Here is a 24,550-nt window from a genome sequence, read left to right as displayed (position 1 = left end):
TAGCCTTGCATGAATGCAGATGAACTCAACCGCCGGGTCGCGGCTTTTCCCTACTGGTACCACCGAATCGAACTCCCCGACGGGGTGGCCACCCCGGGCTGGGCGCCCATCGATGCGGCGTCCTACCGTATCCCCGGCGATCTCACGGGAAAGCGGGTGCTCGATATCGGCGCATGGGACGGCTACTGGTCGTTCGAGGCGCTGAAACGCGGTGCCGATCAGGTCATCGCAATCGACGACTTCTCCGACTTTATCGGCCAACTCGAGACCGAAGACAGAAAGGCGTGGGAGACCTTCGATTTGTGCCGTGAAGCACTCGGCTACGATGAAGATCGGTGTCAGCGCCACGAACTGACGATCTACGACCTGACACCCGAGACCTTCGGCACGTTCGATGTCGTATTCTGTTTCGGCGTTCTGTATCACCTGCGCTGGCCGATGTACGCAATCGACAAGCTGTCGTCTGTCTGCACCAGCGAACTGTTCATCGAATCCGCCATCGCCGATGATTTCAGTGCCTATCGCGGCGGTCTCGGCAAGGGCTTCGGCGCCGACATGGTGATGGAATTCTATCCGAACGACGAATATGGCGAGAACGAAACCAACTGGTGGGCGCCGACGCTGCGGGCCATGGGCGGCATGGTCAAGGCGTCCGGGTTCGAGACCGTACGCGGCTGGAAGCTTACAGATACCCCCGCCCGCGTATCGCAATGCCGTGGGTTCGTCTGGGGTACGAAGAGTTAGACAACTCTCCCGGCGCTAGAGCGGGATGTTGTCGTGTTTCTTCCACGGATTCTCGAGCGACTTGTTCTCGAGCAGGCGTAACGCCCGACAAATCCGACGACGAGTGCTGTGCGGATAAATCACGTCGTCGATGAAACCCTTCTGGGCCGCAATGAACGGGTTGGCGAAGCGCGCGCGATATTCCTCGGTCCGTGCCTCGATCTTCTCAGGATCGTCTCGATCCTCACGATAAATGATCTCGACTGCCCCCTTGGGGCCCATGACCGCGATCTCCGCCGTCGGCCAGGCATAGTTGATGTCGCCCCGGATATGCTTGGACGACATGACGTCATACGCGCCGCCATAGGCCTTCCGGGTGATGAGCGTCACCTTGGGTACCGTCGCTTCGGCGTAGGCGAAAAGCAGCTTGGCACCGTGTTTGATGATGCCGCCATATTCCTGCGAAGTGCCCGGCAAAAAACCCGGCACGTCGACGAACGTGACGATCGGGATGTTGAAACAGTCGCAGAAACGCACAAAGCGCGCCGCCTTCTTCGATGAATCGATATCCAGGCAACCGGCCAGCACCATCGGCTGGTTGGCGACAAAGCCGATGGTGCGCCCCTCCATCCGCCCGAAACCGATGACGATGTTCCCGGCATGGTTTGCCTGCAGTTCAAAGAAATCACCCTCATCGACGACTTTCCCGATGAGCTCCTTGATATCGTATGGCTTGTGCGGATCCGACGGAATCAGAGTATCGAGCGACGGCTCCTCGCGATCGAACGGATCGCTGGTCGGCCAGACCGGCGGCTGTTCACGATTGTTCATCGGCAGAAAGTCATAGAAACGGCGAAGCTGCAGCAGCATCTCCACGTCATTTTCGAACGCGCTGTCCGCGACACTCGACTTGGTGGTGTGGGTCGATGCCCCGCCAAGTTCTTCCTGGCTCACATCTTCATGGGTGACGGTCTTCACCACCTCCGGCCCGGTCACGAACATGTAGGACGTGTCCTGAACCATGAAGATGAAATCGGTCATCGCCGGTGAATACACCGCCCCGCCCGCACATGGCCCCATGATCGCAGAGACCTGGGGAATGACGCCGGAGGCGTTGACGTTGCGCTGAAACACATCCGCATAACCCGCGAGCGAGCCGACGCCTTCCTGGATCCGCGCACCGCCCGAATCGTTCAGGCCCAGAACCGGCACACCGGTCTTCATGGCCATATCCATGACCTTGCAGATTTTCTGCGCATGCGCTTCCGACAGCGAGCCGCCAAAGACCGTGAAATCCTGGGAAAACACGAAAACCTTGCGGCCATTGATCAGGCCCCAGCCGGTCACGACCCCGTCGCCGGGTATGGGCTCGACATCCGCCGTCATCTCGTTCGGCGCCTGCTCGACGAACATGTCAAACTCCTCGAACGAATTCTCGTCGAGCAGCAACTCGAGGCGCTCACGCGCCGTCAGCTTGCCCTTTCCATGCTGCGCCTCTATCCGGCGCTCACCGCCGCCGAGCCGTGCACGAACACGCCGGGCTTCGAGTTGGTCCAGAATATCTTGCATCGCGCGTCCCCAGCGAAACCTGATTGATGTTCCACATAGCAGATTTGCCGGGACTCGGGCCAGATCGGGCCCGGCCTGCTCAGTCCCTGCGCAACAGCTCCAGGAAGGACGCGGCGCACTCGATATCCGCCCGCAGTACATCCCGCCTGGCCTGTGCCTCGGCCTCCTCGCCCCACAACTCTACCTGATAGGACTCATCCAACTGGCCGATATCGAACGCCGTGGCACTGTCCAGATGCCCTTTTGACAAGGCCAGGGCCACGATGATCGATCCGCTTGCCGATGTGGCGACGCCCAGGGCCGCCAGTTCATAATCATCATGCGCCGCAACAGCCCCGCGCAACTGCGCCAGGGATTCGGGCGGTTGGTCGACCGGCAGCAAACCATCTGTCACCACCAGTTCGCTCCCGAATGTATCGCGTGCCCAGTCCAACAATGGCTGCCAGGCCTTTGACTGACGAATGACGAGCTCTGCCGGTGTCTGCGCCCGATAGCAGACCAAATCGGTCGCACCATAGGCGGCAATCTGGTCGATATATCCCTCGCGATCATCCGCTACCCGGTCCACGGCCGTGGCCGCGATCCGGGTCAGGGGCATGGTCTCGACATCGATCTCCTCGGCCTGGGCACGCCACTCATCCGCGATCGCATCCGCCAGCGACGGTCCGGGCACCTGCAATGGCCGGCGCATCGGCGTCCGTACGCCGCGCGCATCGAGATGAACCTCGAACGCACTTTCATCATCTGATGGCGCAGCCGCAACGTCCTTGTAAAACCGCTTCACGAGATCAACGGTCCGAGTTTTCGCCGACATTGGGGGCAAGCCGGGGATTCGTGACGGGACTCTTTTTGTCGTCGCCCAAGGGGCTCGACGGCGTGGGCGCCGCCTGCCCCTCGGTGGCTTGTGCATACTGCACGCAAGGATGGTTGTTGCCGCCGAGGTCGACCAGCCCGATCAACGCCGCCGGCGGGAACACAATACTGCCCAGAATGCTGCCGATCTTGGCCAGGGTGCCCAGAGGATCGGGGAGGAAACTGGGATCGTCCAGCGGGCCGCGAATGAGGACCGGAACCGCGAGGCTGAGATCGAAACCCCGCGAGCGCGGTCGGATCTTCATCTTGTACGCTTCCGCGCCCAGGTCGATTGAACCATCGGCGGTCAGGGTGATGACTTCTGTGCTCAGCAGGTTAACCCGGCTCGTCGCGATACCGTTCTCGAACTGGAAATCATTCGCCAGACAATCGACGGCCACCCACTTCTTGCCGCCGAGCGCTTCGCCGATTCCGGAGAATATGCCGCTTACATAGCCGAGGCCTTCATTCCGCATGCGACCCTTGCCCATCAACTGGCGCGCATGCCCGTTCAGGCTGGCGGCGATCGCAGCGACGGAGTCACCGGCCCCTGAAAGCGCGATGTCGACAGCGCCCTGCCCTTCGAGAACATCGAGATTGGCGAAATCCTTCAACAGTTGGCCGATCTGGAGGTTCGGTGCACGCAGTGACACGCCGATCAGGGGCAACTGTCCGCGGGCATCGAGGCTGATATCGCCGCGAAGATCGCTGTTTGCATAGCGCGCTTCGAGCGGACGCACATTCAGGGCATCTTCTTCCAGAACCACCCGGAGGTTCACGTTTTCGAACAAGCCGTATGGCGTCACGAGTTTCTTGGGCCTGAACGAAATATCGAGATTTGCCGTCCGCAGGAAGTCGAGTGGCAGAGGCTCGGTCGAAAATACTTTCGTCTGGCGCTCGGCGGGCACCGCCGCCCTGGCCTCTTCGGCCGAAATCAACTCGGGCGCGCGCGCCGGCTCGTAATCCGGAAACAAACGCGTGAGGTCGGTAACATCGGACGTCACCACCGCTTCGACCTCGATCGCGTTCGGATCGAACACCACGCGACCGCGGCCAGCCAGATCCGTCGTCACGCTGTGGAAGGAGAAATTGTCGATCGCCAGCTTCGCGAGATCACCTTGCACGGACGCGACCAGATCAACCGGGTCGAGTTCAGGCCACTTCACGCCCGTCAGCGGCTGGAACTTCGCAAGGTCCTGCCCGGTACTGGTCAGCTCGAGCCGATACCCCTTGAGGGGCTGCTCCGCATCAACATCCAGAGTGACTTCACCATTGGCCCGAACCTGATCGACAGCAAAACCCTCGAGCGTCAGCAGCATTGCCGGCAATGTCCCGGTCACCGCGACATTTCCGCCGACAGGCCCCAGATCCGCCATTTCGTCGCCAAGCATATCGCGTACAGGGTCGAGTGACTGATCAGTCGCCGCCAGCTTGAGGTCGAGTGTGACTCCCGGTTCGTCCGCTTCGAGCTTCGCGAGATCAACGCGTCCGGTTCCGCGCGTCCCACCGGCATTCAGCCCTGTTGTCTCGACCCGTGCCTTGTCCAGATTGCCGATCGCACGTATTTCGCCCCTGACGGGTCCGACCTTCGGCAGGGAAACGCCCACAATCGGCTCCACAACATCCAGCGTCTGACCGTCCGTCGTTAGGATCAAGTCATAGGCGACGTCAGGATCACCCAACATCGGCCCCACCGTAACCGAGCCCGACAGGAAACTGTCGGCGACCGCCACCCGGTTGGGCTCGAAACGCATCGATTCGAGATCGCCCTTGATGTTTACGACACCCCTCACAGGCCCCAGCTGGGCCAGGGTAATTCTGGCCAGAGGTTCCACCGGTGCCAGGTTCTGATCGCGGAATTCGGCCTTTAGGTCGAAGTCGAAATCCGAAAGATCGTCGGATAGAGCGAACCTGGTCGTTCCGGTAATGTGAATGTTTGCAACATCGAGGTGGACGAGGTTGACGACGGGGTTGCTCTGCCCGCCGCTGACATTCGCGGAAAGGGACATCGACCCCAACTTCGGCAGCGGGGTCTCGAGAAACGGCTGAATCGAGGCCACCGCGTCGCCCGCCATGAGGATATCCACGTCAAAACCCGACGGATTGTCGGGGCCGCGAACGGCACCGTCGATTTCGACACTCAGCCCCAGTGCCTCGCCCACAAGATCGAACGGCACCGTACGGTCACCCCGGATGATGTCGTTCCACGATCCGATCTGACCATCGAGGTCGATCTTGGCGATGCTGTCGCCAAGGCGTATGTCTGCCGCAATATCAATGTCGAGAGGCGCGCCCGGTTCGGACGGCAGCGCTTTCACGCGCTGGATGGTCCCGATCGTCTCGGTGCCCGCCGCGCCGTCGCGAACGGAGAACCGGACATCCTCGACCTCCAGTTCCGCGATCTCGAGATCGACACTCAATTTTCCGCCATCGTCGTCTTTGTTCGAATCCGTATCGCCATCGGCGAAGTCGAGGCTGCTTCGGCCGTCAGCTTCGGTCTCGAGAAACAGACGCGCGCCACGCAACGTCAAATTGTCGATGTCGATCCGTGCGGCCAGAAGCGGCAGGAGCGCGAATTTGATATCGGCCTCGGCGATCTGCACCATCTGCGGCGCCTGCGCCCAAGCCGGGTTGGACAGGCTGACATCCCGTACGGCGATCCGCGTAGTGCGACCCCATTCAAGATCGATCGGCCCTGCCATCGTCAGGGTGCGGCCCGTCTCACGCTCCACAAAGGCAGCGATCCGGTCCTTGTGGTCGTTTGGGTCGAGGTTGAAGACAACCGCAACAATTGCGACGAGCAGGGTCACAACAACGACGAAGCTTATCTTGAGGACCGTCCTGAGGCGCATGATGCGGAGATCTTCCTTCGATGAAACCGACGACGCGACTATGCCGATGGCACGTGACTATCCCACCTTGCGTGTGCGGGCGAGTGCCATTTATTGCGATTGCGGGAATTTCCACAGAATAGCCGCAATTCAGGTCATTTTCGCGTCAAACCCCACGAACGCCCAGCTTTTCGCAAGGACATCGTCCAACGGTGCTTCGAGCGTGAGACGTTCGCCGCCGGCGGGGTACGGCAAGGTCAACCCACGCGCATGCAAGTGCAGTCGCTGCGGCAGGCCCTCCACGTCGCTCTCGCGACCGCCATATTTGCCGTCACCCACGATCGGCGTTCCCATGGCCTTGCAATGCGCACGCAACTGATGGGTCCGGCCGGTTCGAGGTCGCAATTCGAGCCAGGCGATGCGCCGCGCGGCGTGATCTAGAATCCGATACTCGGTTTCCGCCGCCTGGCCGTCATCGACCGATTCGACGCGCTGGCTCCCATCGCCGCCACGTTTGGCAAGCCGGGCGTCGATCACACCGGACTCATGGTCCGGAATCCCGACAACGAGCGCCCAATAGGTCTTCTGGACTTCACGCCCCTGAAACAGAACAGCCAACTGCGAGGCCGTCTGACGGTCGCGTGCCAACAACAACAAGCCGCTGGTGTCCTTGTCGAGGCGGTGTACGAGGCGCGGGCGATCCTTGGCATCGAACTGCAATGCATCGAGCATGCCGTCCAGATGCCGGTGGGTCTTGGACCCGCCCTGCACGGCAAGACCGGCAGGCTTGTTCAAGGCAATCAGTTGTTCATCCTTATAGATAATGGATTCCCGCAAGGCGGCCGCGTCCGCCCGATCGACCGGGGGGCGGCGCCGCGCGGCGGGTCTCTCGGCTGTCCGCGATGGCGGCATGGGCGGGACGCGAATTTCCTGCCCCTGACTCACCCGCTGTCCGGGCTTGGCACGATGCCCGTCCACCCGAACCTGGCCGGTGCGCAACCATTTCGCCACCTGACCGTAGGAGACGTCCGGATAGTGGCGTTTAAACCATCTGTCGAGCCGCACTTCGCCGTCATCCGGCTGGACAGCCACATGGCGGACGGCTGAATGATCATCCTGGCTCATGCGATCACAATCCGCGCCAGGCGCAGGCCAACCAGCAGCGCGCCAATCGCACCGACGACCGATGCCAGCACGTAGCCCGCGGCAAACATCACCTGGCCCCGCTCGTAGAGGACAATCGCATCGAGCGAGAAGGTCGAGAACGTGGTGAATGCCCCGAGGCCGCCGACGGTGAGCAACGCCCTCACTTCCGGTGTCACGCTCCACGTGGTGGCCATGATATGGACCAGGACGCCCATCGCGAAAGACCCGACGATATTGACGGTGAGCGTCCCCCAGGGAATGCCGAGACCAACCCAGCTGGCCACCCCGACATTCACGAAATGCCGGCCAAGCGCACCCATCGCGCCGCCGAATGCGATCGCAAGCAACATGTTCATGCCGTGCACCATTGCGGGGTTTTCGAAACAGCCATTCTCATCAATCCTTCGGGCCGTCGCTCGCGACACGCCCGGCACGTAGCTTCGTCCAATATTCAAGCCGTTTGCCAATTTCGCGTTCGAACCCGCGTTCCACCGGCTTATAGAACTGGGTCCGCTCGATCCCGTCGGGAAAATAATTCTGACCCGAGAAACCGTCCTCAGCGTCATGGTCATACGCATAACCGTCGCCATAGCCCAGGTCCTTCATCAGACCCGTAGGGGCGTTGAGGATGTGTTTGGGCGGCGCCAGCGAACCTGTATCCCGTGCCATTCGCATCGCCGAACCAAATGCCTTGTACGACGCGTTCGATTTCGGGGCGCTCGCCAGGTAAATCACGCATTGCGCCAGCGCGAGTTCACCTTCGGGCGTACCAATCCGCTCATAGGCTTCCCACGCCGCCAGCGCTTGCGGCAGCGCTTGCGGGTCTGCCAGACCGATATCCTCGACCGCGGCCCGCGCCAGACGCCGCGCCACGAAGCGTGGATCCTCGCCGCCCGCCAGCATCCGGGCCAGCCAGTACAACGCTGCATCCACATCAGAACCGCGCAGGGATTTGTGCAGCGCGCTGATCAGGTTGTAGTGAGCCTCCTGGCTTTTGTCATAAAGCGGCGCGCGATTTTGTACGGTTTCAATAAGTCGCGCGGTATCAAGAATATCGTCGGGTTCACCGGTGCGCCGCAGCGCGAACAGTTCTTCCGCGAGATTCAGCAGGTAGCGCCCATCGCCATCGGCCATCGCCTTGAGCGCCTGGCGCGCCTGTCCATCAACGGGCAATCCCCGTTCCTCGAGGGCCTCGGCGCGCGCCAGCAATTCCTCCAGCGCCGCCTCATCGAGCCGGTTCAGGACGAACACCTGACAGCGCGACAGAAGCGCTGCGTTGATCTCGAACGACGGATTCTCGGTCGTCGCACCGATCAGCGTAACCGTCCCATCCTCCACATACGGCAGGAACCCGTCCTGCTGTGCCCGGTTGAAGCGATGAATTTCATCGATGAACAGCAGCGTACCCTGCCCGCCCGCGCGGCGTGCAGCGGCGCGTTCAAAGACCTTTCGCAGATCGGCGACACCCGAAAAGACAGCCGACAAAGGTTCGAACGCGAAGTCTGTTTCGCGTGCCAGCAGCCGGGCAATCGTGGTCTTGCCGCAACCCGGGGGCCCCCAAAGCACCATGCTGGCCAACCGCTCATTCGCGACCATTCGACCTATCGGGCCCTCGGTGCCGAGCAAATGCCCCTGCCCGACCACTTCCCCGATCGTTTCAGGGCGCAATCGATCTGCCAGGGGCCGCGGGGCCTGACCCGCGAACATCTCCGACTGGTTGTCGGGAATGCTCATCCCGCGACCGTCAATGAAAACAGCCGCCCATCCCGCCGGACGGTGATGGTCCATTGTGGTGCCGGCGCCGCGGTCAATTCACGAACATGGACGACCGACCGAACCTCCACCTGGTTAATCGCAAAAATCACATCCCCGATCTGAAAGCTCAAACGGTGCGCCGGACTCCCCGAGGCAATGGCCCGGACGACAACGCCTTTCTCGAAATGATCGCGCCCCATCTCTTCGGCCACGGCAGGCGACAGGTTGGCGACCGTCGCACCGGCGATCGGATGACGCCCTTCCAGCACGCGCTCATTACGGGGTGGGACCTCGGGCGGGAGTTCCAGCACGAGGCTAATGTCATGCTCGCCGTCCGGCCGGCGCACCGCAAGCTTCGCTTCATCGCCGACGATTCCCGTCGCGATCCGGAACCGAAGTCCCTCGGTATCGAACACCGGTTGCCCGTTATATGCCGTGATGATATCGCCGGACCGTAAACCCGCCCGCAGCGCCGGCCCCTGGTCATGAACGCCCGACAGGATCACCCCTTCCGGGCGCGCCAACCCGATCGCCTCCGCGATTTCAGCCGTGACGGTCTCGAAGGATGCACCCAACCAGGCCCGGCGCAAGGCGGTCCCGGCGGCGGCCCCGTCGATGACCGTTCGCACCATGTTCGCCGGGATGGCAAATCCGATGCCCTGACTTCCGCCGCTGCGCGAGAAGATCGCCGTATTGATACCGGCCAGAGTGCCATCCATGCGGAGCAACGCGCCGCCGGAGTTACCGGGGTTGATGGCCGCGTCGGTCTGTATGAAAAAATTGAAGTCGGAGATACCGACCTGGGTCCGTGCGAGCCCCGATACGATGCCGCTGGTGACTGTCTTGCCGACCCCGAACGGATTGCCTATCGCGAGCACGAGATCACCGACCTCCAACTCGTCACTGTCGCTCAACGCGATGGCCGGCAATGCCTCCGCGCCGGCATCGATCTTCAGAATCGCCAGGTCGGTCCGTTCGTCTTCGCGCAGGATGGTCGCGTCGAATTCCCGCCGGTCGGAGAGAACGACGGTAATACTGTCCGCGCCGTCGATGACGTGGAAATTGGTCACGATTAGGCCATCCGGACGCACGATCACGCCAGATCCCAGCGAATTCTCGACGCGCTCGCGCGGCTGGACCGAGCCCAGCGCGTCGCCGAAAAACCTGCGAAAGAACGGGTCGTTAAACAAGGGCGAAGCCGGCCCGCGGCGGCGCACGGCCTTGCGCGTGAAAACGTTCACGACGGCCGGGCTCGCCGCACGGACCAGCGGGGCGAAGGACAGCATGACCTGTTCGCGCGTATCGGGCACAGCATTCTGGGCCTGCGCCAACCCAGGTGGAAGCAACATTGCCACCAACAGGACCGACCCGATGAGGATATGAGATGCCGTTCGCATAGTTCGATTTTAACCCCGTTCGGGCCGCGATTCACGGACCCAGACGCAAAAGGCCGCCCGAAGGCGGCCTTTCGGAATTCAATTCGCTGAAAGCCGCTCAGGCAACAGCCTCCTGGAGCACTTCATCATCCGCAAACTGTACCGGGCCGGAATCGAGGCCCTTGGCGTCCTCGTCACGGTCCACAAGCTCGATGATGGCGATCGGCGCGGAATCGCCATAGCGATAGCCCGCCTTCAATACCCGGGTGTACCCGCCAGGACGGTCGGCATATCGCTCGGCCAGCGTCGAGAAGAGTTTTTCGACCAACGCGCGATCACGCAACGTGCTGAGCGCCTGACGGCGGGCATGCAGATCGCCGCGCTTGCCGAGCGAAACGAGCTTGTCGACGACACGCCGCAGCTCCTTGGCCTTCGGCAAGGTGGTCGTAATCTGCTCATGCTTGACCAGCGCTGCCGCCATATTGGCGAACATGGCCTTGCGATGACTGCTCGTCCGATTGAGCTTCCGCGGACCCTTACGGTGACGCATCTTAACTACTCCTGATTCCGTGGACCGCTAGAACGGTTCCTCGAGGCGTTTTGCCAGATCTTCGATGTTCTCCGGCGGCCAGGCCGGAATCTCCATACCGAGGTGCAGTCCCATCTGGGCCAGCACTTCCTTGATTTCGTTGAGCGACTTGCGCCCGAAATTCGGGGTCCGCAGCATCTCGGCTTCGGTCTTCTGAACGAGATCACCGATATACACGATGTTGTCGTTCTTCAGGCAGTTGGCCGAGCGGACGGAAAGTTCCAGTTCATCCACCTTGCGCAGCAGATTGCGGTTGAACTCGAGCTCGTCATCGATTTCTTCGACTGGCTGGGCCGCCTTGGGCTCTTCGAAGTTTACGAAGAGCTGGAGCTGGTCCTGGAGAATGCGGGCGGCCAGCGCCATGCAGTCTTCCGGCGTGATCGCGCCATTGGTCTCGATGTCCATGGTCAGCTTGTCCAGATCGGTCCGTTCACCCACACGTGCGTTACCGACGTGATAGGAGACCTTCGTGATCGGCGAGAACAGGGCATCGACCGGGATCAGGCCGATCGGCGCGTCCGCCGCGCGATTCTGCGCCGCCGGGACGTAACCCTTCCCGGATTCGACCGTGAGTTCCATGACCACCCGCGCGCCCTGATCGAGCGTCATCAGAATGTGATCGGGATCCATGATCTCGATGTCCGGGCCGGTCTCGATCTGGCTGGCCTTGACCTCGCCAGGCCCGGTCGCCGTCAGCGTCATGCGCTTGGGACCCTCGCTGTGCATACGTAGCGCCATTCCCTTGATGTTCAGGACGATGTCGGTGACATCCTCACGCACGCCGGGAATCGAGGAGAATTCGTGAAGAACACCTTCGATCTGAAGCGACGTTACGGCAGCGCCCTGAAGCGACGACATGAGAACCCGGCGCATCGCATTGCCGAGGGTCAATCCGAAGCCACGCTCGAGGGGTTCGGCGACAACCGATGCCTGGCGTGACGGGTTGGAGCCGCCGGCTATGTCGAGCTTGCTAGGCTTGATCAGTTCGGTCCAATTTTTCTGGAGCATCTGGATTCGTCCTCAAATCTTGTCCGGCGCAGCTGCGCCGGGTTTCGGCATCTGCCGATGAAATTTAGTAGTCAGCACCCGGTTGGGTGGAAAATCAGACGCGCCGACGTTTGCGCGGCCGGCAACCGTTATGCGGAACCGGGGTCACATCGCGAATGGCGGTGATCTCGAATCCGACTGCCTGCAACGCACGCAGCGCGGACTCACGCCCCGAACCCGGCCCCTTCACCTCAACGGCGAGGGTTTTCATACCGTGTTCCTGCGCCTTGCGACCCGCATCTTCTGCCGCCATCTGCGCGGCATACGGGGTCGATTTACGCGAACCCTTGAATCCCTGGGAACCGGCGGACGACCAGGCAATAGCATTGCCCTGCGCATCCGCGATCGTGATGTGAGTGTTGTTGAATGTCGCGCTTACATGCGCAACACCCGAAGTGATGTTCTTGCGTTCGCGTCTACGGACACGCGCTGTCGCGGCCTTTGCCATTACTTTTCTACCTTGTCCTGCGCCCTAGACTTTTTTCTTGCCGGTAATCGGCCGAGCCTTGCCCTTGCGGGTGCGCGCGTTTGTGTGTGTGCGCTGTCCGTTTACGGGCAAGCCTTTGCGATGGCGCACGCCACGATACGAACCGAGGTCCATGTATCGCTTGATGTTCATCGCAACTTCACGCCGCAAATCACCTTCGACCTGATAGCTCTGGTCGATCATCTCGCGAACCCGAATGACCTCATCGTCGGTCAGTTCATGGACACGCCGTTCCAGCGGAATATTGCACTTCTCGCAAATCTCTTCCGCCTTCGTGTGACCGATCCCGTGGATATAGGTCAGCGCGATCGGAACCCGCTTCTGTGTTGGAATGTTGACACCAGCAATACGCGCCACGTTCCGAACTCCTTCATGGTTACGGTGCGGTCAAAACGGCCAAATTTGGTAAGGTTGCCCGAGCGGCGGGATTATATGAATTTCCGCCATAGGGTCAACAGCTTAGCCCGCCGAAATGATCGCCTCTATCTGTTTAGACACTTCGTCGATCGACTGCATTCCATCGACTTTCTTCAACATGCCCCGGGATTCGTAATACGGCAGTATCGGGGCGGTTTGTTCGTGATACACCGAAAGCCGATGCTTCAGCGTTTCTGCATTGTCGTCGTCACGCCGGTCCGCTTCCGGCGTCTCGGCGACACGCGCATTAATCCGGTCGATCAGGACAGCATCATCGACCGATATTTCGATCACATGATCCAGCGGAAGTCCTTTTTCTTCCAACATCTTATCCAATGCATTCGCCTGCGCCGTCGTGCGCGGGAAACCATCGAGAATAAACCCGTTCACACAGTCCGGCTCGGCGATACGCGCCGAAATAATCTCCACCATAATGTCATCCGGCATCAGTTTGCCGGCGTCCATCACCGTTTTCGCCTCGGCACCGAGCGCGCTGCCCGATGCAACCGCCGCGCGAAGCATGTCACCGGTCGACAATTGGACGACGCCATGATTGTCGACAAGCAGCTTGGCTTGCGTTCCCTTGCCCGCGCCCGGCGGCCCCAGAAGGATAAAATTCATCGCCCCAATACCCCGCAAACCGTTAGCCGCGTCGGCCCTTCAGCTTGGCCTTACGGATCAGGCCTTCATACTGATGCGCCAACAGATGGCTCTGGATCTGCGCCACTGTATCCAGTGAAACCACGACGACGATCAACAGGCTCGTACCACCGAAGAAGAACGGCACCGAGAATCTCGAAATCAGGATCTCGGGCAACAGGGCGACCAATGTGAGATAGCCCGCACCTACTACCGTCAATCGTGTGAGGACATAGTCAAAGAATTCTGCCGTATTCTTGCCGGGACGAATGCCGGGCACGAAGCCGCCGTTTTTCTTCAGATTGTCCGCCGTCTCTTCGGGATTGAAGACAATCGCCGTGTAGAAGAACGCAAAGAAAATGATGAGCGCGGCAAACAACAGGAAAAACAGCGGTTGCCCGCGTCCGATCACGGCCGTCACGGAATTCAGAATTCCGCCGCCGCCGCCCGAGAAACCTGCGATTGAAACCGGCGTCAGCAGGATCGACGTTGCGAAGATGATCGGAATGACGCCCGACGTGTTGAGCTTCAGCGGTATATGGGACGATTCCCCGCCGAACATGCGGTTACCGACCTGGCGCTTCGGATACTGAACGATGATCCGGCGCTGCGCGCGTTCGAAGAACACGATGAAGGTAATGACCGCCACGGCGAAAATCAGGAAGCCGATGATGAACAGCGCCGACAGTGCCCCGGTACGTCCCAGTTCGAGGGTCGATGCCAGCGCCGTCGGCAAGGCCGCCACGATGCCGGCGAAAATAATCAGCGAAATGCCATTGCCGACACCACGTGCCGTGATCTGTTCGCCCAGCCACATCAGGAACATGGTGCCGCCGACGATGGTGATCACGGTGCTCGCGCGGAAGAAGAGACCCGGATTTTCGACCGCGGCACCCTGGGACGTCGCCAGGCTCTCAAGCCCCACCGAAAGCCCGTAGGCCTGCACGATCGCCAGGCAAACCGTTAGATATCGGGTGTACTGGTTTATTTTTTTGCGGCCGGATTCGCCTTCTTTCTTGAGCTGCTCCATGCTCGGCGATATGGCCGTCATCAACTGCATGATAATCGCCGCGGAGATATACGGAATAACATTGAGCGCGAAGATGCTCATGCGAGACAGGGCACCGCCGGCGAACGCATCGAACACGCCGAGAATTCCATCCGACTGCTGGGCAAAAATATCGCCAATAATGGCCGGATCGATGCCCGGGATCGGGATGAACGTGCCCAGCCGGTAGACGATCAGTGCCCCCAGGGTAAACCACAGGCGCTTCTTGAGTTCTGTCGCCTTCGAAAAGGCTCCAAAGTTCAAGTTCGAGGCGATTTGCTCGGCTGTACTCGCCATCTAATATTCCGTTCGCAACGTTTCGTCACGATCCATGTGGGTGATCACGGTCTCGGATCAATACAAAATCCGTTTACGATTCCGTGCTTTCCTCATCGGCGTCGTTCTCCGCCGGCGCCGCATTGCCATCGGGCACTGTCTTGACGGTACGCGGGGTCTTTTCTTTCGGCTGAATCGACACGGTGATCGAACCGCCGGCCTTCTCCACCGCCGCAATAGCACCGCGTGTGGCACTGGCCAGTTCAAGGCTGACCTTGGACGTGAGTTCGCCGGTCGCCAGAAGACGAACACCATCGAGTTTGCGGCGCACCACACCGGCGGCGACGAGCGCATCCTCGGTGATCGCACTGCCGGCATCAAGCTTCTTGCTGTCGATCGCAGCCTGCAGGCGGCCCAGGGTGAGTTCAGCCAGATCGGCGCGGTTCGGCTTGGTAAAGCCGCGCTTGGGCAACCGCCGATAAAGCGGCATCTGGCCACCCTCGAAACCCTTGATTGCCACGCCGGAGCGTGACTTCTGACCCTTCATGCCGCGACCGCCGGTTTTGCCGAGCCCGGATCCCGGGCCACGACCAACACGTTTGCGTGCGCGACGGGCACCCTGATTGTCAGATAATTCGTTGATATTCATGATCTCTATCCGTCAGTCCGCATCTTCGACACGAACGAGATGCTTCACCTTCTCGATCATGCCGCGCACGGCAGGGGTATCTTCCAATTCACGTGTGCGATGGCGCTTGTTGAGGCCAAGACCGATCAACGTCTGACGCTGATCACCCCGGCGCCCGATTGCGCTGCCATGCTGCGTGACACGAACAGTTTTCTTTGCATCAGCCATTTTCGGCCTCCGCCTCTGCCGTCTCGGCCTCTTCACCGCCGCCGACCGAATCCTGGACACCGCGGCGTCCGATGATGTCGGCAACTTTCAACCCACGACGCGCAGCAACGGCGCGCGGCGACATCATGTTCTCGAGCGCCTCGAAGGACGCCTTGATCATGTTATGCGGGTTGGACGTGCCGATGGACTTCGCCACGACATCCTGAACGCCGAGGCATTCGAACACCGCGCGCAGCGGACCACCGGCGATGATACCCGTACCCGCCGGCGCAGCCCGCAGGACCACGTGACCGGCGCCAAAATGGCCCTGTACATCATGATGCAGCGTGCGCCCTTCGCGCAGCGGCACACGGACCATCCCCCGCTTAGCCGATTCCGTCGCCTTGCGAATAGCCTCGGGAACTTCGCGGGCCTTGCCGGAACCATGTCCGACCCGGCCGTTCTGGTCGCCGACCACGACGATGGCCGCGAAACCGAACCGTCGTCCGCCTTTTACAACCTTCGCCACACGGTTAATGCTGACGAGGCGTTCGACGAACTCGCTGTCTTCACGATTGTCGCGACGACCGCCGCCATCACGCCGATTGCGTTGTGGTGCCTGTGCCATTCCTGACGACCCCTAGAAGTTCAAACCGCCGCCACGCGCGGCTTCGGCCAGGGCTTTCACCCGGCCATGAAAAAGATAACTGCCGCGATCGAACACGACGTCCGAGACACCGGCGGCCTTGGCGCGTTCGGCAATCAACTTGCCGACTTCCGACGCACCATCGATATTCCAGCCCTTGCCGGTCTTGAATTCCTTGTCTTTCGATGAGGCCGCGGCGAGAGTCGCGCCGGCGGTATCGTCGATGACCTGCGCATAGATATGCCGGCCGGAACGGAACACGCTGAGACGCGGCCGACTGCTCTTCGCGACGCGCCGCAGCTTCGAGCGAACGCGATTGCGCCGCCGGATTGCCAGATTGCGTAGGGTCGACGTCATTTCTTCTTACCTTCCTTGCGAATGATTACCTCACCCGCGTACTTGATACCCTTGCCCTTGTAGGGCTCCGGCTTGCGATAGCCGCGAATCTTTGCGGCGACCTGACCCACAGCCTGCTTATCGGCTCCCGAAATCACGATCGTCGTCTGACCTTCGCAAGTGATCGAAATCCCCTCGGGGATCGGGAAATTCACATCGTGACTGAAACCGAGCTGCAGGTTCAGGGTCTTGCCCTGTACGGCCGCACGATAGCCAACGCCCGTGATCTCCAAAGTCTTGGTGAAACCGTCGGTGACACCCAAGACGAGGTTGTTCACCAATGCGCGCGACGTACCCCATGACATGCGGGCACGCTTGCTGGTTGACCGTGGTTTGACGACGATATCGCTGCCATCCTGAGTCACTTCGACATCGGAAGGCAATTCAACCGCCAGCTCGCCCAACTTGCCCTTGACCGAAACCATTTGGCCGGAAATCTGGACGTCGGTACCGTCAGGGACGGCGACCGGGCTGCTTCCTACTCGCGACATACTCCGTGTCTCCTTTAACCGTGCCCACGTCTAGAAGACGTGGCACAGCACCTCGCCGCCGACATTCTCCGCACGCGCGGAGTTATCCGACAGCACGCCCTTGGGCGTCGACAAAATTGCAATCCCGAGCCCGCCATAAACCTGGCGCAAGTCGCGGATCTTCGAATATACGCGGCGACCGGGGCGCGATACGCGCTGAATTTCGCGGATGACCGGTGTGCCTTCCTGATACTTCAGCTCAATCGTGATCTCGGAAATACCCTGACGCATCTCCGCCACACTGTATCCGCGGATAAACCCTTCGGTCTGCAGAACGTCAAGCACGCGCTCGCGCATCCGGGACGCCGGCGACACCACGGAGCCGAGGCCCGCGCGCTGTCCGTTGCGAATTCGCGTGAGCATATCGCCCAGAGGATCAGACATCGACATATGTGCGCTCCCCTACCAGCTCGACTTCACAAGACCGGGAATACGGCCTGTGGAACCCAGTTCACGCAGGGCAATCCGCGACATGCGGAACTTGCGGTAATACGCCCGCGGACGCCCCGTCAGTTCGCACCGGTTACGAATTCGAACCTTTGCGGAATTGCGCGGCAGTTTCGCGAGTTTCATACGCGCTGCGAACCGCTCTTCGGGCTGACGTGAAGAATCGCGCGCAATGGCCTTCAGCTCATCACGCTTGGCAGCATACTGGTCAACCAGCTTGCGCCGCCGCTTGTTCTTCTCGATCGCACTCTTCTTTGCCATATCGTTAGGTCTCCTGACCGACGTCTATTCGCGGAACGGCATTTCGAAGCCGCGCAGAAGTTCGCGCGCTTCGTCATCCGTATCTGCGGTCGTGCAAATGATGACATCGAGGCCGCGAATTTCGTCGACCTCGTCATAATTGATTTCCGGGAACACAATCTGCTCACGCAGCCCCATCGCGTAGTTCCCACGTCCGTCAAAACTGGTCGGACGCAAGCCGCGAAAATCGCGGACGCGCGGCAAAGCGATTGTTACCAAACGGTCCAGGAACTCGAACATCCGCTCACGACGCAACGTTACCTTGCAGCCGATTGCCACCCCTTCCCGGAGTTTGAAGTTCGCGATCGATTGCTTGGCAGTGGTGATTTGTGCCTTCTGCCCGGCGATCAAGCCCATCTCGTTCGTCGCAGTTTCGATCTTTTTCGAATCCTGCGTCGCTTCGCCAAGTCCCATATTGAGAACAATCTTGTCCAGGCGCGGAACCGCCAGGTCGTTCGGATACCCGAACTGTTCCTTCAGTTTCGGCTTGAGGACGCTCTCATAATGCTCGGCCAATCGTGTTGTCATGTCACACCTATTGGTCAATGATCTCGCCGGACCGCTTGGCAAAGCGAACTTTGCGGCCGTCGTCGAGAGTCTTGTAGCCGACACGGGTCGGCTTTCTTGTGTCAGGGTCAATCAAGGCGACGTTCGATACATGGATCGACGCCTCGAACTCGTTTATGCCGCCGGGCGATGTCTGGGTCGGGCGCTGATGGCGTTTGGCCATATTCACGCCCTGAACCAGAACCCGGTTGCGCTCGCGATCGACGCGCAGCACTTCGCCGGTCTTGCCTTTGTCACGGCCCGTGAGAACGACGACCTGGTCGCCGCGCTTCACCCGCATCTTGATATTCGCAGTTGTCGCCATCAAAGCACCTCCGGCGCCAGCGAAATGATCTTCATGTAACGCCGCGCGCGAAGTTCACGCGTCACCGGACCGAAAATGCGTGTCCCGATGGGCTCGCCTTGCGGGGTGATGAGTACGGCAGCATTGCTGTCGAAACGGATCGTGCTGCCATCCGAGCGGCTGATATCCTTCTTCGTGCGCACGATAACGGCACGATGGATTTCACCCTTCTTCACGCGGCCGCGCGGAATGGCTTCCTTAACGGACACCACAATCACGTCACCCACGCCGGCGGTCATGCGCTTTGATCCGCCCAGCACCTTGATGCACTGCACCCGGCGCGCGCCGCTATTGTCAGCGACTTCCAGGTTGGTCTGCATCTGAATCATTGTCTTCTGTCCTCAATGACGGCCCTGGCAAATGCCTTAGGCGCCAACCTTTTCAATCACTTCGAAATGCTTGGACTTCGAAATCGGACGACATTCACGTATGCGAACCACATCGCCAATTTCGAGGCTGTTTTCTGCGTCATGGGCCGCAATCTTCTTCGATTGGGTCATGAACTTCTTATAGATCGGGTGGCGAACACGCCGGTCCACGCGAACCGTGACCGATTTGTCCATCTTGTTGCTCACCACCGTGCCGGTAAGAACGCGTCGCGGCATCCTGCTAACTCCTATTGCGCCAGACGGCGCTCGTTGAGCACTGTCTGCACGCGCGCGATATCCCGTCGCACATCGCGCACCCGCGCCGTATTCTCTAGTTGGCCGCTCGCCTGCTGAAACCGCAGGTTGAACGCCTCTTTCTTCAAACCGCGCAGTTCGTCACGCAGTTCATCTTCGGTTTTTGCCCGGATATCCGTCGCTTTCATGACAATTATCCCAACATCCGCGACACGACACGTGTCTGAAGCGGCAACTTCGCCGAAGCGAGTTCAAATGCTTCGCGCGCGACATCATCCGGCACGCCATCGATCTCGAACATCACCCGACCCGGCTTGACCCGGACCATCCAATATTCGGGGGTACCCTTGCCCTTACCCATGCGCACTTCCGCCGGCTTCTGACTGACGGGCACATCGGGAAAAACCCGGATCCACACACGACCGGCGCGCTTCATATGACGCGTCATTGCACGGCGGGCAGCCTCAAGCTGGCGGGCCGTCACACGCCCCGGCGTGATCGCCTTCAGCCCATAGGAGCCGAAATTCAGCGAATTGCCGGATTGGGCAACGCCATGCAGGCGGCCCTTGTGCTGTTTGCGGTACTTTGTTCTTTTTGGACTTAGCATCTCTAGACCTCCGGGCGGCTACCGAGCCGGCATTCCGCCCGACTGCTGTTCCTCGATCCGGCGGTCTTGTGCCATCGGATCATGTTCCATGATGTCACCGCGGTAGACCCAGACCTTCACGCCGCAAGTGCCGTAAGTGGTCATGGCAGTCGCCGTGCCGTACTGCACGTCGGCGCGCAGGGTGTGCAGGGGCACACTACCTTCGTGATACTGCTCGGTCCGCGCGATTTCGGCGCCGCCGAGACGGCCACCACACATCACACGTACGCCAAGCGCACCCAGGCGCATGGCATTCTGCACGGCGCGCTTCATCGCCCGGCGGAAACCGACGCGACGCTCAAGCTGCTGTGCGATATTCTCGGCCACCAGTGCCGCATCGATCTCGGGCTTGCGCACTTCGACGATGTTGAGGCTCACCTCGGAACCGGTCATGCGTGCAATATCGCTACGCAATTTCTCGATGTCGGCGCCCTTCTTGCCAATCACCACGCCCGGGCGAGCCGAGTGAATGGTGATGCGTGCTTTCTTGGCCGGCCGCTCGATGATGATCCGGCTGACACCGGCACCCGCGAGGCGCTTTTCGAGCACGCGACGCAGTTCCAAGTCCTCCATCAGGAGGCTGCCATAGGCCTGACCTTCGGCATACCACCTGGAATCCCAGGTCCGGTTGATACCGAGCCGAAGCCCTATCGGGTTGATTTTCTGACCCATACTTATGCCTCTCCCTGCTCGCGAACGACGAGCGTGATCTGGCTGAACGGCTTGTGAATTCGCGCAACGCGTCCGCGCGCGCGCGCGCGCCAGCGTTTCATCACGAGTCCTTTGCCAACAGTGGCCTCGGCAACGACCAGGCGGTCGACGTCGAGTTGATGATTGTTTTCCGCATTCGCGATTGCACTTTCGAGGCCAGCCTTGACCGACTGCGCAATGCGCCGACGCGAGAATTCCAGATCCATGAGCGCGCGCTGCACCGGCTTGCCGCGGATCTGCGCCGCGACAAGGTTCAGCTTTTGCGGACTGACCCGGAGGTTCTTGATAACGGCGCGGGCCTCGGTATCAGCCAGGTTCCGCGGTGTGGCTTTCTTGCCCATGACTATGCCCGCCTCGACTTACGGTCGGCCGTATGCCCGAAGTAGGAACGGGTCGGCGAGAACTCGCCGAACTTCTGCCCCACCATGTTCTCTGTCACGAGAACCGGAATAAATTTCTGACCGTTGTAGACACCGAATGTCAGACCGACGAACTGGGGCAGGATCGTGGAACGGCGCGACCAGGTCTTGATCACATCGTTACGGCCTGACGCCCGCGCCACTTCTGCTTTCTTGAGCAGATAGCTGTCGACAAACGGACCTTTCCATACAGAACGTGCCACTGCCGTTCTCCTCTACTTCGCGCGCCGACGCAGGATCAGCGAATCGGTCTTCTTGTTAGACCGTGTCCGCTTGCCCTTGGTCGGCTTGCCCCATGGGGTTACAGGATGGCGACCACCGGACGTCCGGCCTTCGCCACCACCATGAGGATGATCGATCGGGTTCATGGCAACGCCGCGAACAGACGGACGCTTGCCAAGCCAGCGTTTACGGCCGGCCTTACCCAGTTTGATGTTGCCCTGGTCCGGGTTCGACACCGCACCGATAGTCGCCATGCATTCCTGACGCACCATTCGCACCTCGCCCGAGGCGAGCTTTAGCAGCCCGTAACCGCGGTCACGGCCAACCAGCTGCACATAGGTACCCGCCGCGCGCGCCATCTTGCCGCCGGCACCGGCCTTGAGCTCAACATTGTGAATGATGGTCCCGATCGGGATCGAGCGCAGCGGCATTGCATTGCCCGGCTTCACATCGGCGCGCTGTGCGGCGACGACCGTGTCACCGACATTCAGGCGCTGCGGCGCCAGGATGTAGCTCTTCTCACCATCTTCGTATGCGATCAGCGCAATGAATGCCGTACGATTGGGATCATATTCGATCCGCTCGACGGTCGCCGGCACATCATATTTGCGACGTTTGAAATCGACATGCCGGTACAGGCGCTTGTGCCCGCCACCGCGACGTCGCGCGGTAATCCGACCGGTGTTGTTGCGGCCACCCTTCTTGTTCAGACCTTCGGTCAGTGCCTTTTCAGGGCCACCTTTCCAAAGTTCCGAACGATCAACGAGGACGAGTCCACGTTGTCCCGGGGTGATCGATTTGAACTGCTTTAGTGCCATTTCGAACCCTCTAGACGCCCGTCGTGATGTCGATCGAATCGCCATCGGCGAGACTCACAACGGCCTTCTTCACATCATTTCGGCGACCCGGCTGACCGCGCCAGCGTTTGGTCTTGCCTTTCTGCAGGATCGTGTTCACGGCCGTTACCTTGACGTTGAACAGACCTTCGACCGCAGCCCGAATTTCAGGCTTGGTCGCGTCCACCGGTACCCGGAACATGACCTGGTTATGCTCCGACACCAGCGTCGCTTTTTCGGTAATGATCGGCGAACGAACGAGCTCGTACATACGCTCATTCGAAACCTGAATTCGGCCGCGGGGCTTGCGATTAGAGCTCATCGGAGGCGCTCCTGAAGCTGTTCGACGGCCTGGCGCGTCAGCACCAGCGTGTCGCGGCGCAGAATGTCGTAAACGTTCGCGCCCTGTTGGGGCAGAAGGTCGACACCGTGAATATTGCGGGCCGCCAACTGGAAATTACGATCCAGCTCGGTGCCGTCGACAATGAGAGCCGATGAAAGCCCGAGAGCCTTGAGCTGTGCAGCGATTGCCTTTGTCTTCGGCTCAGCAGCGCTCGCAGTGTCGAGTACAACCAGTTTGCCGTCCGCATGCTTGGACGAGAGAGCAACTCTCAGTGCCAGCTTGCGCACCTTCTTCGGCAGATCCATCGAATGGTCGCGCGGCTGCGGGCCGAATGTCGTCTGACCACCGCGCCAATGACCGGCCTTGCGGTCACCCGCACGTGCACGGCCCGTACCCTTCTGGCGCCACGGTCGCGCGGTACTGCCATTGATCTCGCCACGGGTCTTGGTCTTGTGTGTACCCTGACGGCGCTTGGCGAGCTGATAATTGACGGCACGCGCCAGCAGATCCTTGCGGAGCGGCGCGCCAAAGATGCCGTCATCGAGATCGATTTCTCCGGCAGCCTTGTTTTCAAGATTGACGACCTTGAGTTTCATGCGGGTCAGTCCTTCGATTCCGTATCGTCCGAAGCGGCGGTATCCGCGCTGTCGGCACTATCGTCAGCAGGCGCCTCAGCCGCGGTGGCGTCTTCGACACCCTCGTCGGCGGCAACAACTTCTTCCGGGGTATCCTCAACCGGCGCATCCGATGCGACTGTCGGATAGGGCACATCCTCGGGAAGCGTCTTCTTGATCGCGTCCCGCACCAAGACGTAGCCGCCTTTGGAGCCCGGCACCGCACCCTCAACGAGGATCAGGCCTTCGTCCAGATCGGTCCCCACGATACGCAGATTCTGGGTGGTCACCCGGGTTGCACCCATATGACCGGCCATTTTCTTGCCCTTGAATACCTTGCCCGGATCCTGACACTGCCCCGTTGAACCGTGACTTCGATGGGAAATCGAAACACCATGAGTGGCCCGCAGTCCACCGAAGTGATGTCGCTTCATCGCACCGGCAAAACCTTTACCAATCGATGTGCCGGTGACGTCAACGAACTGGCCCGAGACGAAATGTTCGACGCTGATCCGCGAACCAATATCCAGCAACGCATCCTCGGCGACACGAAATTCCGTGACCCGGCGCCGCGGCTCGACCTTCGCCTTGGCGAAATGGCCACGCATGGCCTTGCCGACACGTTTGGGTTTCGCGTTGCCGGTACCGACCTGGAGGGCCGTATATCCGTCGCGTTCAATGGTGCGCTGATCGACGACATCACAGCCGTCGACCTTCAAAACCGTGACCGGGATGTGATTGCCGCCGTCGTCGAAGACGCGGGTCATACCCAGTTTCTCTGCAATGATGCCGGTACGCATCTCGGCCCCTTAAAGCTTGATTTCCACGTCGACACCCGCCGCCAGGTCGAGCTTCATAAGCGCGTCAACCGTCTGTGGCGTCGGGTCGATAATGTCGAGCAGACGTTTGTGGGTACGAATCTCGAACTGCTCACGCGCCTTTTTATTGACGTGCGGCGAACGAAGAACCGTAAATTTTTCAATTCGTGTTGGCAAAGGGATGGGACCCCGAACCTCTGCACCGGTCCGCTTGGCCGTGCCGACGATCTCGCTCGCCGACTGGTCGAGCACGCGGTGATCAAAGGCCTTAAGCCGGATCCGTATGTGTTGACTATCCATTTCGGTGTCCCGTTAAAACGACCGGCGGTCCCATGAGGGAACCGCCGATCCGTTGTATGCCTATTCGATGATGGAGGTGACGACGCCGGCGCCGACGGTGCGGCCACCTTCGCGAATGGCGAAGCGCAGACCGTCATCCATCGCAATCGGTGCAATCAGGTTCACAACCATCTGGATGTTGTCGCCCGGCATCACCATC

36 protein-coding genes are annotated in these 24,550 nt (G+C 60.4%); 1 reads left to right on the top strand and 35 read right to left on the bottom strand.

Annotation, left to right across the window (positions count from 1 at the left end):
• Positions 1 to 9 precede the first annotated feature (9 nt).
• The gene (locus ABJ363_07740) at positions 10 to 744 is read left to right on the top strand and encodes a DUF1698 domain-containing protein (GenBank protein ID MEP4378879.1); all 735 of its coding nucleotides are present in this window, start codon (positions 10 to 12) and stop codon (positions 742 to 744) included.
• Between the two features lie 15 nt (positions 745 to 759).
• On the opposite strand, the gene ABJ363_07735 is transcribed toward ABJ363_07740, so the two are convergent.
• From ABJ363_07735 to tuf, 35 genes are all read right to left on the bottom strand, one after another.
• On the bottom strand, positions 760 to 2,292 hold the full coding sequence (locus ABJ363_07735) for an acyl-CoA carboxylase subunit beta (protein MEP4378878.1): 1,533 nt from the start codon (positions 2,290 to 2,292) through the stop codon (positions 760 to 762).
• Positions 2,293 to 2,371: 79 nt separating this feature from the next.
• The gene (locus ABJ363_07730; GenBank protein MEP4378877.1) at positions 2,372 to 3,106 is read right to left on the bottom strand and encodes an ATP12 family protein; all 735 of its coding nucleotides are present in this window, start codon (positions 3,104 to 3,106) and stop codon (positions 2,372 to 2,374) included.
• Positions 3,081 to 5,996, bottom strand: coding sequence for an AsmA family protein (locus ABJ363_07725; protein ID MEP4378876.1), 2,916 nt, complete (start codon positions 5,994 to 5,996; stop codon positions 3,081 to 3,083). Before ABJ363_07725 ends, ABJ363_07730 begins: the two co-directional genes overlap by 26 nt.
• 129 nt (positions 5,997 to 6,125) lie before the next feature.
• Positions 6,126 to 7,100, bottom strand: a complete 975-nt coding sequence (locus ABJ363_07720) for an RluA family pseudouridine synthase (GenBank protein ID MEP4378875.1) — start codon at positions 7,098 to 7,100, stop codon at positions 6,126 to 6,128.
• Positions 7,097 to 7,477: a fluoride efflux transporter CrcB gene (gene crcB / locus ABJ363_07715; GenBank protein ID MEP4378874.1), complete on the bottom strand. Its 381-nt coding sequence runs from the start codon at positions 7,475 to 7,477 to the stop codon at positions 7,097 to 7,099. Before crcB ends, ABJ363_07720 begins: the two co-directional genes overlap by 4 nt.
• Positions 7,478 to 7,517: 40 nt before the next feature.
• Positions 7,518 to 8,855: a replication-associated recombination protein A gene (locus ABJ363_07710; protein ID MEP4378873.1), complete on the bottom strand. Its 1,338-nt coding sequence runs from the start codon at positions 8,853 to 8,855 to the stop codon at positions 7,518 to 7,520.
• Positions 8,852 to 10,225: a Do family serine endopeptidase gene (locus ABJ363_07705; GenBank protein ID MEP4378872.1), complete on the bottom strand. Its 1,374-nt coding sequence runs from the start codon at positions 10,223 to 10,225 to the stop codon at positions 8,852 to 8,854. The genes ABJ363_07710 and ABJ363_07705 overlap by 4 nt, the downstream gene beginning before the upstream one ends.
• 145 nt (positions 10,226 to 10,370) lie before the next feature.
• Positions 10,371 to 10,802: a 50S ribosomal protein L17 gene (rplQ, locus tag ABJ363_07700; protein MEP4378871.1), complete on the bottom strand. Its 432-nt coding sequence runs from the start codon at positions 10,800 to 10,802 to the stop codon at positions 10,371 to 10,373.
• 27 nt (positions 10,803 to 10,829) lie between these two features.
• The gene (locus ABJ363_07695) at positions 10,830 to 11,849 is read right to left on the bottom strand and encodes a DNA-directed RNA polymerase subunit alpha (GenBank protein MEP4378870.1); all 1,020 of its coding nucleotides are present in this window, start codon (positions 11,847 to 11,849) and stop codon (positions 10,830 to 10,832) included.
• Positions 11,850 to 11,943: 94 nt separating this feature from the next.
• Entirely contained in the window at positions 11,944 to 12,336 is a 393-nt protein-coding gene (gene rpsK / locus ABJ363_07690; protein MEP4378869.1) for a 30S ribosomal protein S11, read from the bottom strand.
• A 24-nt stretch (positions 12,337 to 12,360) separates the two neighbouring features.
• Positions 12,361 to 12,732 carry a 30S ribosomal protein S13 gene (gene rpsM, locus ABJ363_07685; protein MEP4378868.1) on the bottom strand — a complete coding sequence of 124 codons (372 nt, stop codon included), beginning with the start codon at positions 12,730 to 12,732 and terminating at the stop codon, positions 12,361 to 12,363.
• Positions 12,733 to 12,834: 102 nt separating this feature from the next.
• Positions 12,835 to 13,413: an adenylate kinase gene (locus tag ABJ363_07680; protein MEP4378867.1), complete on the bottom strand. Its 579-nt coding sequence runs from the start codon at positions 13,411 to 13,413 to the stop codon at positions 12,835 to 12,837.
• A gap of 22 nt (positions 13,414 to 13,435) precedes the next feature.
• A complete protein-coding gene (gene secY, locus ABJ363_07675) occupies positions 13,436 to 14,776 on the bottom strand; it encodes a preprotein translocase subunit SecY (protein ID MEP4378866.1) in 1,341 nt (446 codons plus the stop codon).
• 73 nt (positions 14,777 to 14,849) lie between these two features.
• Positions 14,850 to 15,404, bottom strand: a complete 555-nt coding sequence (gene rplO, locus ABJ363_07670) for a 50S ribosomal protein L15 (GenBank protein ID MEP4378865.1) — start codon at positions 15,402 to 15,404, stop codon at positions 14,850 to 14,852.
• Between the two features lie 12 nt (positions 15,405 to 15,416).
• Positions 15,417 to 15,611, bottom strand: coding sequence for a 50S ribosomal protein L30 (rpmD, locus tag ABJ363_07665; GenBank protein MEP4378864.1), 195 nt, complete (start codon positions 15,609 to 15,611; stop codon positions 15,417 to 15,419).
• Positions 15,604 to 16,218 carry a 30S ribosomal protein S5 gene (gene rpsE, locus ABJ363_07660; GenBank protein MEP4378863.1) on the bottom strand — a complete coding sequence of 205 codons (615 nt, stop codon included), beginning with the start codon at positions 16,216 to 16,218 and terminating at the stop codon, positions 15,604 to 15,606. The genes rpmD and rpsE overlap by 8 nt, the downstream gene beginning before the upstream one ends.
• A gap of 12 nt (positions 16,219 to 16,230) precedes the next feature.
• Positions 16,231 to 16,593, bottom strand: coding sequence for a 50S ribosomal protein L18 (gene rplR, locus ABJ363_07655; protein MEP4378862.1), 363 nt, complete (start codon positions 16,591 to 16,593; stop codon positions 16,231 to 16,233).
• The gene (gene rplF / locus ABJ363_07650; GenBank protein ID MEP4378861.1) at positions 16,590 to 17,123 is read right to left on the bottom strand and encodes a 50S ribosomal protein L6; all 534 of its coding nucleotides are present in this window, start codon (positions 17,121 to 17,123) and stop codon (positions 16,590 to 16,592) included. The genes rplR and rplF overlap by 4 nt, the downstream gene beginning before the upstream one ends.
• Positions 17,124 to 17,153: 30 nt before the next feature.
• A complete protein-coding gene (gene rpsH, locus ABJ363_07645; protein ID MEP4378860.1) occupies positions 17,154 to 17,552 on the bottom strand; it encodes a 30S ribosomal protein S8 in 399 nt (132 codons plus the stop codon).
• 12 nt (positions 17,553 to 17,564) lie between these two features.
• The gene (gene rpsN, locus ABJ363_07640; GenBank protein MEP4378859.1) at positions 17,565 to 17,870 is read right to left on the bottom strand and encodes a 30S ribosomal protein S14; all 306 of its coding nucleotides are present in this window, start codon (positions 17,868 to 17,870) and stop codon (positions 17,565 to 17,567) included.
• 24 nt (positions 17,871 to 17,894) lie between these two features.
• A complete protein-coding gene (gene rplE, locus ABJ363_07635) occupies positions 17,895 to 18,437 on the bottom strand; it encodes a 50S ribosomal protein L5 (GenBank protein MEP4378858.1) in 543 nt (180 codons plus the stop codon).
• A gap of 7 nt (positions 18,438 to 18,444) precedes the next feature.
• On the bottom strand, positions 18,445 to 18,762 hold the full coding sequence (rplX, locus tag ABJ363_07630) for a 50S ribosomal protein L24 (GenBank protein MEP4378857.1): 318 nt from the start codon (positions 18,760 to 18,762) through the stop codon (positions 18,445 to 18,447).
• 17 nt (positions 18,763 to 18,779) lie between these two features.
• Positions 18,780 to 19,148: a 50S ribosomal protein L14 gene (gene rplN, locus ABJ363_07625; GenBank protein ID MEP4378856.1), complete on the bottom strand. Its 369-nt coding sequence runs from the start codon at positions 19,146 to 19,148 to the stop codon at positions 18,780 to 18,782.
• Between the two features lie 36 nt (positions 19,149 to 19,184).
• Positions 19,185 to 19,424: a 30S ribosomal protein S17 gene (gene rpsQ / locus ABJ363_07620; protein ID MEP4378855.1), complete on the bottom strand. Its 240-nt coding sequence runs from the start codon at positions 19,422 to 19,424 to the stop codon at positions 19,185 to 19,187.
• An 11-nt stretch (positions 19,425 to 19,435) separates the two neighbouring features.
• A complete protein-coding gene (gene rpmC / locus ABJ363_07615) occupies positions 19,436 to 19,630 on the bottom strand; it encodes a 50S ribosomal protein L29 (GenBank protein ID MEP4378854.1) in 195 nt (64 codons plus the stop codon).
• Positions 19,631 to 19,635: 5 nt separating this feature from the next.
• Positions 19,636 to 20,049 carry a 50S ribosomal protein L16 gene (gene rplP / locus ABJ363_07610; GenBank protein ID MEP4378853.1) on the bottom strand — a complete coding sequence of 138 codons (414 nt, stop codon included), beginning with the start codon at positions 20,047 to 20,049 and terminating at the stop codon, positions 19,636 to 19,638.
• Between the two features lie 18 nt (positions 20,050 to 20,067).
• Positions 20,068 to 20,760, bottom strand: a complete 693-nt coding sequence (gene rpsC / locus ABJ363_07605; protein MEP4378852.1) for a 30S ribosomal protein S3 — start codon at positions 20,758 to 20,760, stop codon at positions 20,068 to 20,070.
• Positions 20,761 to 20,762: 2 nt separating this feature from the next.
• Positions 20,763 to 21,140, bottom strand: coding sequence for a 50S ribosomal protein L22 (gene rplV / locus ABJ363_07600; protein ID MEP4378851.1), 378 nt, complete (start codon positions 21,138 to 21,140; stop codon positions 20,763 to 20,765).
• Positions 21,141 to 21,142: 2 nt separating this feature from the next.
• Entirely contained in the window at positions 21,143 to 21,421 is a 279-nt protein-coding gene (gene rpsS / locus ABJ363_07595) for a 30S ribosomal protein S19 (protein MEP4378850.1), read from the bottom strand.
• A 12-nt stretch (positions 21,422 to 21,433) separates the two neighbouring features.
• Positions 21,434 to 22,258: a 50S ribosomal protein L2 gene (rplB, locus tag ABJ363_07590; GenBank protein ID MEP4378849.1), complete on the bottom strand. Its 825-nt coding sequence runs from the start codon at positions 22,256 to 22,258 to the stop codon at positions 21,434 to 21,436.
• Between the two features lie 10 nt (positions 22,259 to 22,268).
• Entirely contained in the window at positions 22,269 to 22,598 is a 330-nt protein-coding gene (locus ABJ363_07585; GenBank protein MEP4378848.1) for a 50S ribosomal protein L23, read from the bottom strand.
• Complete coding sequence (gene rplD / locus ABJ363_07580; protein ID MEP4378847.1) at positions 22,595 to 23,215, bottom strand: 50S ribosomal protein L4; 621 nt, start codon at positions 23,213 to 23,215, stop codon at positions 22,595 to 22,597. The genes ABJ363_07585 and rplD overlap by 4 nt, the downstream gene beginning before the upstream one ends.
• A 5-nt stretch (positions 23,216 to 23,220) precedes the next feature.
• Entirely contained in the window at positions 23,221 to 24,033 is an 813-nt protein-coding gene (gene rplC / locus ABJ363_07575) for a 50S ribosomal protein L3 (GenBank protein ID MEP4378846.1), read from the bottom strand.
• Positions 24,034 to 24,042: 9 nt separating this feature from the next.
• On the bottom strand, positions 24,043 to 24,351 hold the full coding sequence (gene rpsJ, locus ABJ363_07570; GenBank protein MEP4378845.1) for a 30S ribosomal protein S10: 309 nt from the start codon (positions 24,349 to 24,351) through the stop codon (positions 24,043 to 24,045).
• Between the two features lie 60 nt (positions 24,352 to 24,411).
• On the bottom strand, positions 24,412 to 24,550 hold a 139-nt coding region (gene tuf, locus ABJ363_07565; GenBank protein MEP4378844.1), incomplete at its 5' end, for an elongation factor Tu.

It is taken from the genome of Alphaproteobacteria bacterium, from assembly GCA_039980135.1.
Classification (GTDB): domain Bacteria; phylum Pseudomonadota; class Alphaproteobacteria; order UBA6615; family UBA6615; genus UBA8079.
Note: the sequence above shows the minus strand (reverse complement) of the source record. Positions and strands in the feature narration are given on the sequence as shown.

Excerpts from the sequence above, each read along its gene's own strand:
- ABJ363_07740 (MEP4378879.1), top strand. The coding sequence starts at position 10 with ATGAATGCAGATGAACTCAACCGCCGGGTCGCGGCTTTTCCCTACTGG.
- ABJ363_07735 (MEP4378878.1), bottom strand. The coding sequence starts at position 2,292 with ATGCAAGATATTCTGGACCAACTCGAAGCCCGGCGTGTTCGTGCACGG.
- ABJ363_07730 (MEP4378877.1), bottom strand. The coding sequence starts at position 3,106 with ATGTCGGCGAAAACTCGGACCGTTGATCTCGTGAAGCGGTTTTACAAG.
- ABJ363_07725 (MEP4378876.1), bottom strand. The coding sequence starts at position 5,996 with ATGCGCCTCAGGACGGTCCTCAAGATAAGCTTCGTCGTTGTTGTGACC.
- ABJ363_07720 (MEP4378875.1), bottom strand. The coding sequence starts at position 7,100 with ATGAGCCAGGATGATCATTCAGCCGTCCGCCATGTGGCTGTCCAGCCG.
- crcB (MEP4378874.1), bottom strand. The coding sequence starts at position 7,477 with ATGAACATGTTGCTTGCGATCGCATTCGGCGGCGCGATGGGTGCGCTT.
- ABJ363_07710 (MEP4378873.1), bottom strand. The coding sequence starts at position 8,855 with ATGAGCATTCCCGACAACCAGTCGGAGATGTTCGCGGGTCAGGCCCCG.
- ABJ363_07705 (MEP4378872.1), bottom strand. The coding sequence starts at position 10,225 with ATGTTGCTTCCACCTGGGTTGGCGCAGGCCCAGAATGCTGTGCCCGAT.
- rplQ (MEP4378871.1), bottom strand. The coding sequence starts at position 10,802 with ATGCGTCACCGTAAGGGTCCGCGGAAGCTCAATCGGACGAGCAGTCAT.
- ABJ363_07695 (MEP4378870.1), bottom strand. The coding sequence starts at position 11,849 with ATGCTCCAGAAAAATTGGACCGAACTGATCAAGCCTAGCAAGCTCGAC.
- rpsK (MEP4378869.1), bottom strand. The coding sequence starts at position 12,336 with ATGGCAAAGGCCGCGACAGCGCGTGTCCGTAGACGCGAACGCAAGAAC.
- ABJ363_07680 (MEP4378867.1), bottom strand. The coding sequence starts at position 13,413 with ATGAATTTTATCCTTCTGGGGCCGCCGGGCGCGGGCAAGGGAACGCAA.
- secY (MEP4378866.1), bottom strand. The coding sequence starts at position 14,776 with ATGGCGAGTACAGCCGAGCAAATCGCCTCGAACTTGAACTTTGGAGCC.
- rplO (MEP4378865.1), bottom strand. The coding sequence starts at position 15,404 with ATGAATATCAACGAATTATCTGACAATCAGGGTGCCCGTCGCGCACGC.
- rpmD (MEP4378864.1), bottom strand. The coding sequence starts at position 15,611 with ATGGCTGATGCAAAGAAAACTGTTCGTGTCACGCAGCATGGCAGCGCA.
- rpsE (MEP4378863.1), bottom strand. The coding sequence starts at position 16,218 with ATGGCACAGGCACCACAACGCAATCGGCGTGATGGCGGCGGTCGTCGC.
- rplR (MEP4378862.1), bottom strand. The coding sequence starts at position 16,593 with ATGACGTCGACCCTACGCAATCTGGCAATCCGGCGGCGCAATCGCGTT.
- rplF (MEP4378861.1), bottom strand. The coding sequence starts at position 17,123 with ATGTCGCGAGTAGGAAGCAGCCCGGTCGCCGTCCCTGACGGTACCGAC.
- rpsH (MEP4378860.1), bottom strand. The coding sequence starts at position 17,552 with ATGTCGATGTCTGATCCTCTGGGCGATATGCTCACGCGAATTCGCAAC.
- rpsN (MEP4378859.1), bottom strand. The coding sequence starts at position 17,870 with ATGGCAAAGAAGAGTGCGATCGAGAAGAACAAGCGGCGGCGCAAGCTG.
- rplE (MEP4378858.1), bottom strand. The coding sequence starts at position 18,437 with ATGACAACACGATTGGCCGAGCATTATGAGAGCGTCCTCAAGCCGAAA.
- rplN (MEP4378856.1), bottom strand. The coding sequence starts at position 19,148 with ATGATTCAGATGCAGACCAACCTGGAAGTCGCTGACAATAGCGGCGCG.
- rpsQ (MEP4378855.1), bottom strand. The coding sequence starts at position 19,424 with ATGCCGCGACGCGTTCTTACCGGCACGGTGGTGAGCAACAAGATGGAC.
- rpmC (MEP4378854.1), bottom strand. The coding sequence starts at position 19,630 with ATGAAAGCGACGGATATCCGGGCAAAAACCGAAGATGAACTGCGTGAC.
- rplP (MEP4378853.1), bottom strand. The coding sequence starts at position 20,049 with ATGCTAAGTCCAAAAAGAACAAAGTACCGCAAACAGCACAAGGGCCGC.
- rpsC (MEP4378852.1), bottom strand. The coding sequence starts at position 20,760 with ATGGGTCAGAAAATCAACCCGATAGGGCTTCGGCTCGGTATCAACCGG.
- rplV (MEP4378851.1), bottom strand. The coding sequence starts at position 21,140 with ATGGGCAAGAAAGCCACACCGCGGAACCTGGCTGATACCGAGGCCCGC.
- rplB (MEP4378849.1), bottom strand. The coding sequence starts at position 22,258 with ATGGCACTAAAGCAGTTCAAATCGATCACCCCGGGACAACGTGGACTC.
- ABJ363_07585 (MEP4378848.1), bottom strand. The coding sequence starts at position 22,598 with ATGAGCTCTAATCGCAAGCCCCGCGGCCGAATTCAGGTTTCGAATGAG.
- rplD (MEP4378847.1), bottom strand. The coding sequence starts at position 23,215 with ATGAAACTCAAGGTCGTCAATCTTGAAAACAAGGCTGCCGGAGAAATC.
- rplC (MEP4378846.1), bottom strand. The coding sequence starts at position 24,033 with ATGCGTACCGGCATCATTGCAGAGAAACTGGGTATGACCCGCGTCTTC.
- rpsJ (MEP4378845.1), bottom strand. The coding sequence starts at position 24,351 with ATGGATAGTCAACACATACGGATCCGGCTTAAGGCCTTTGATCACCGC.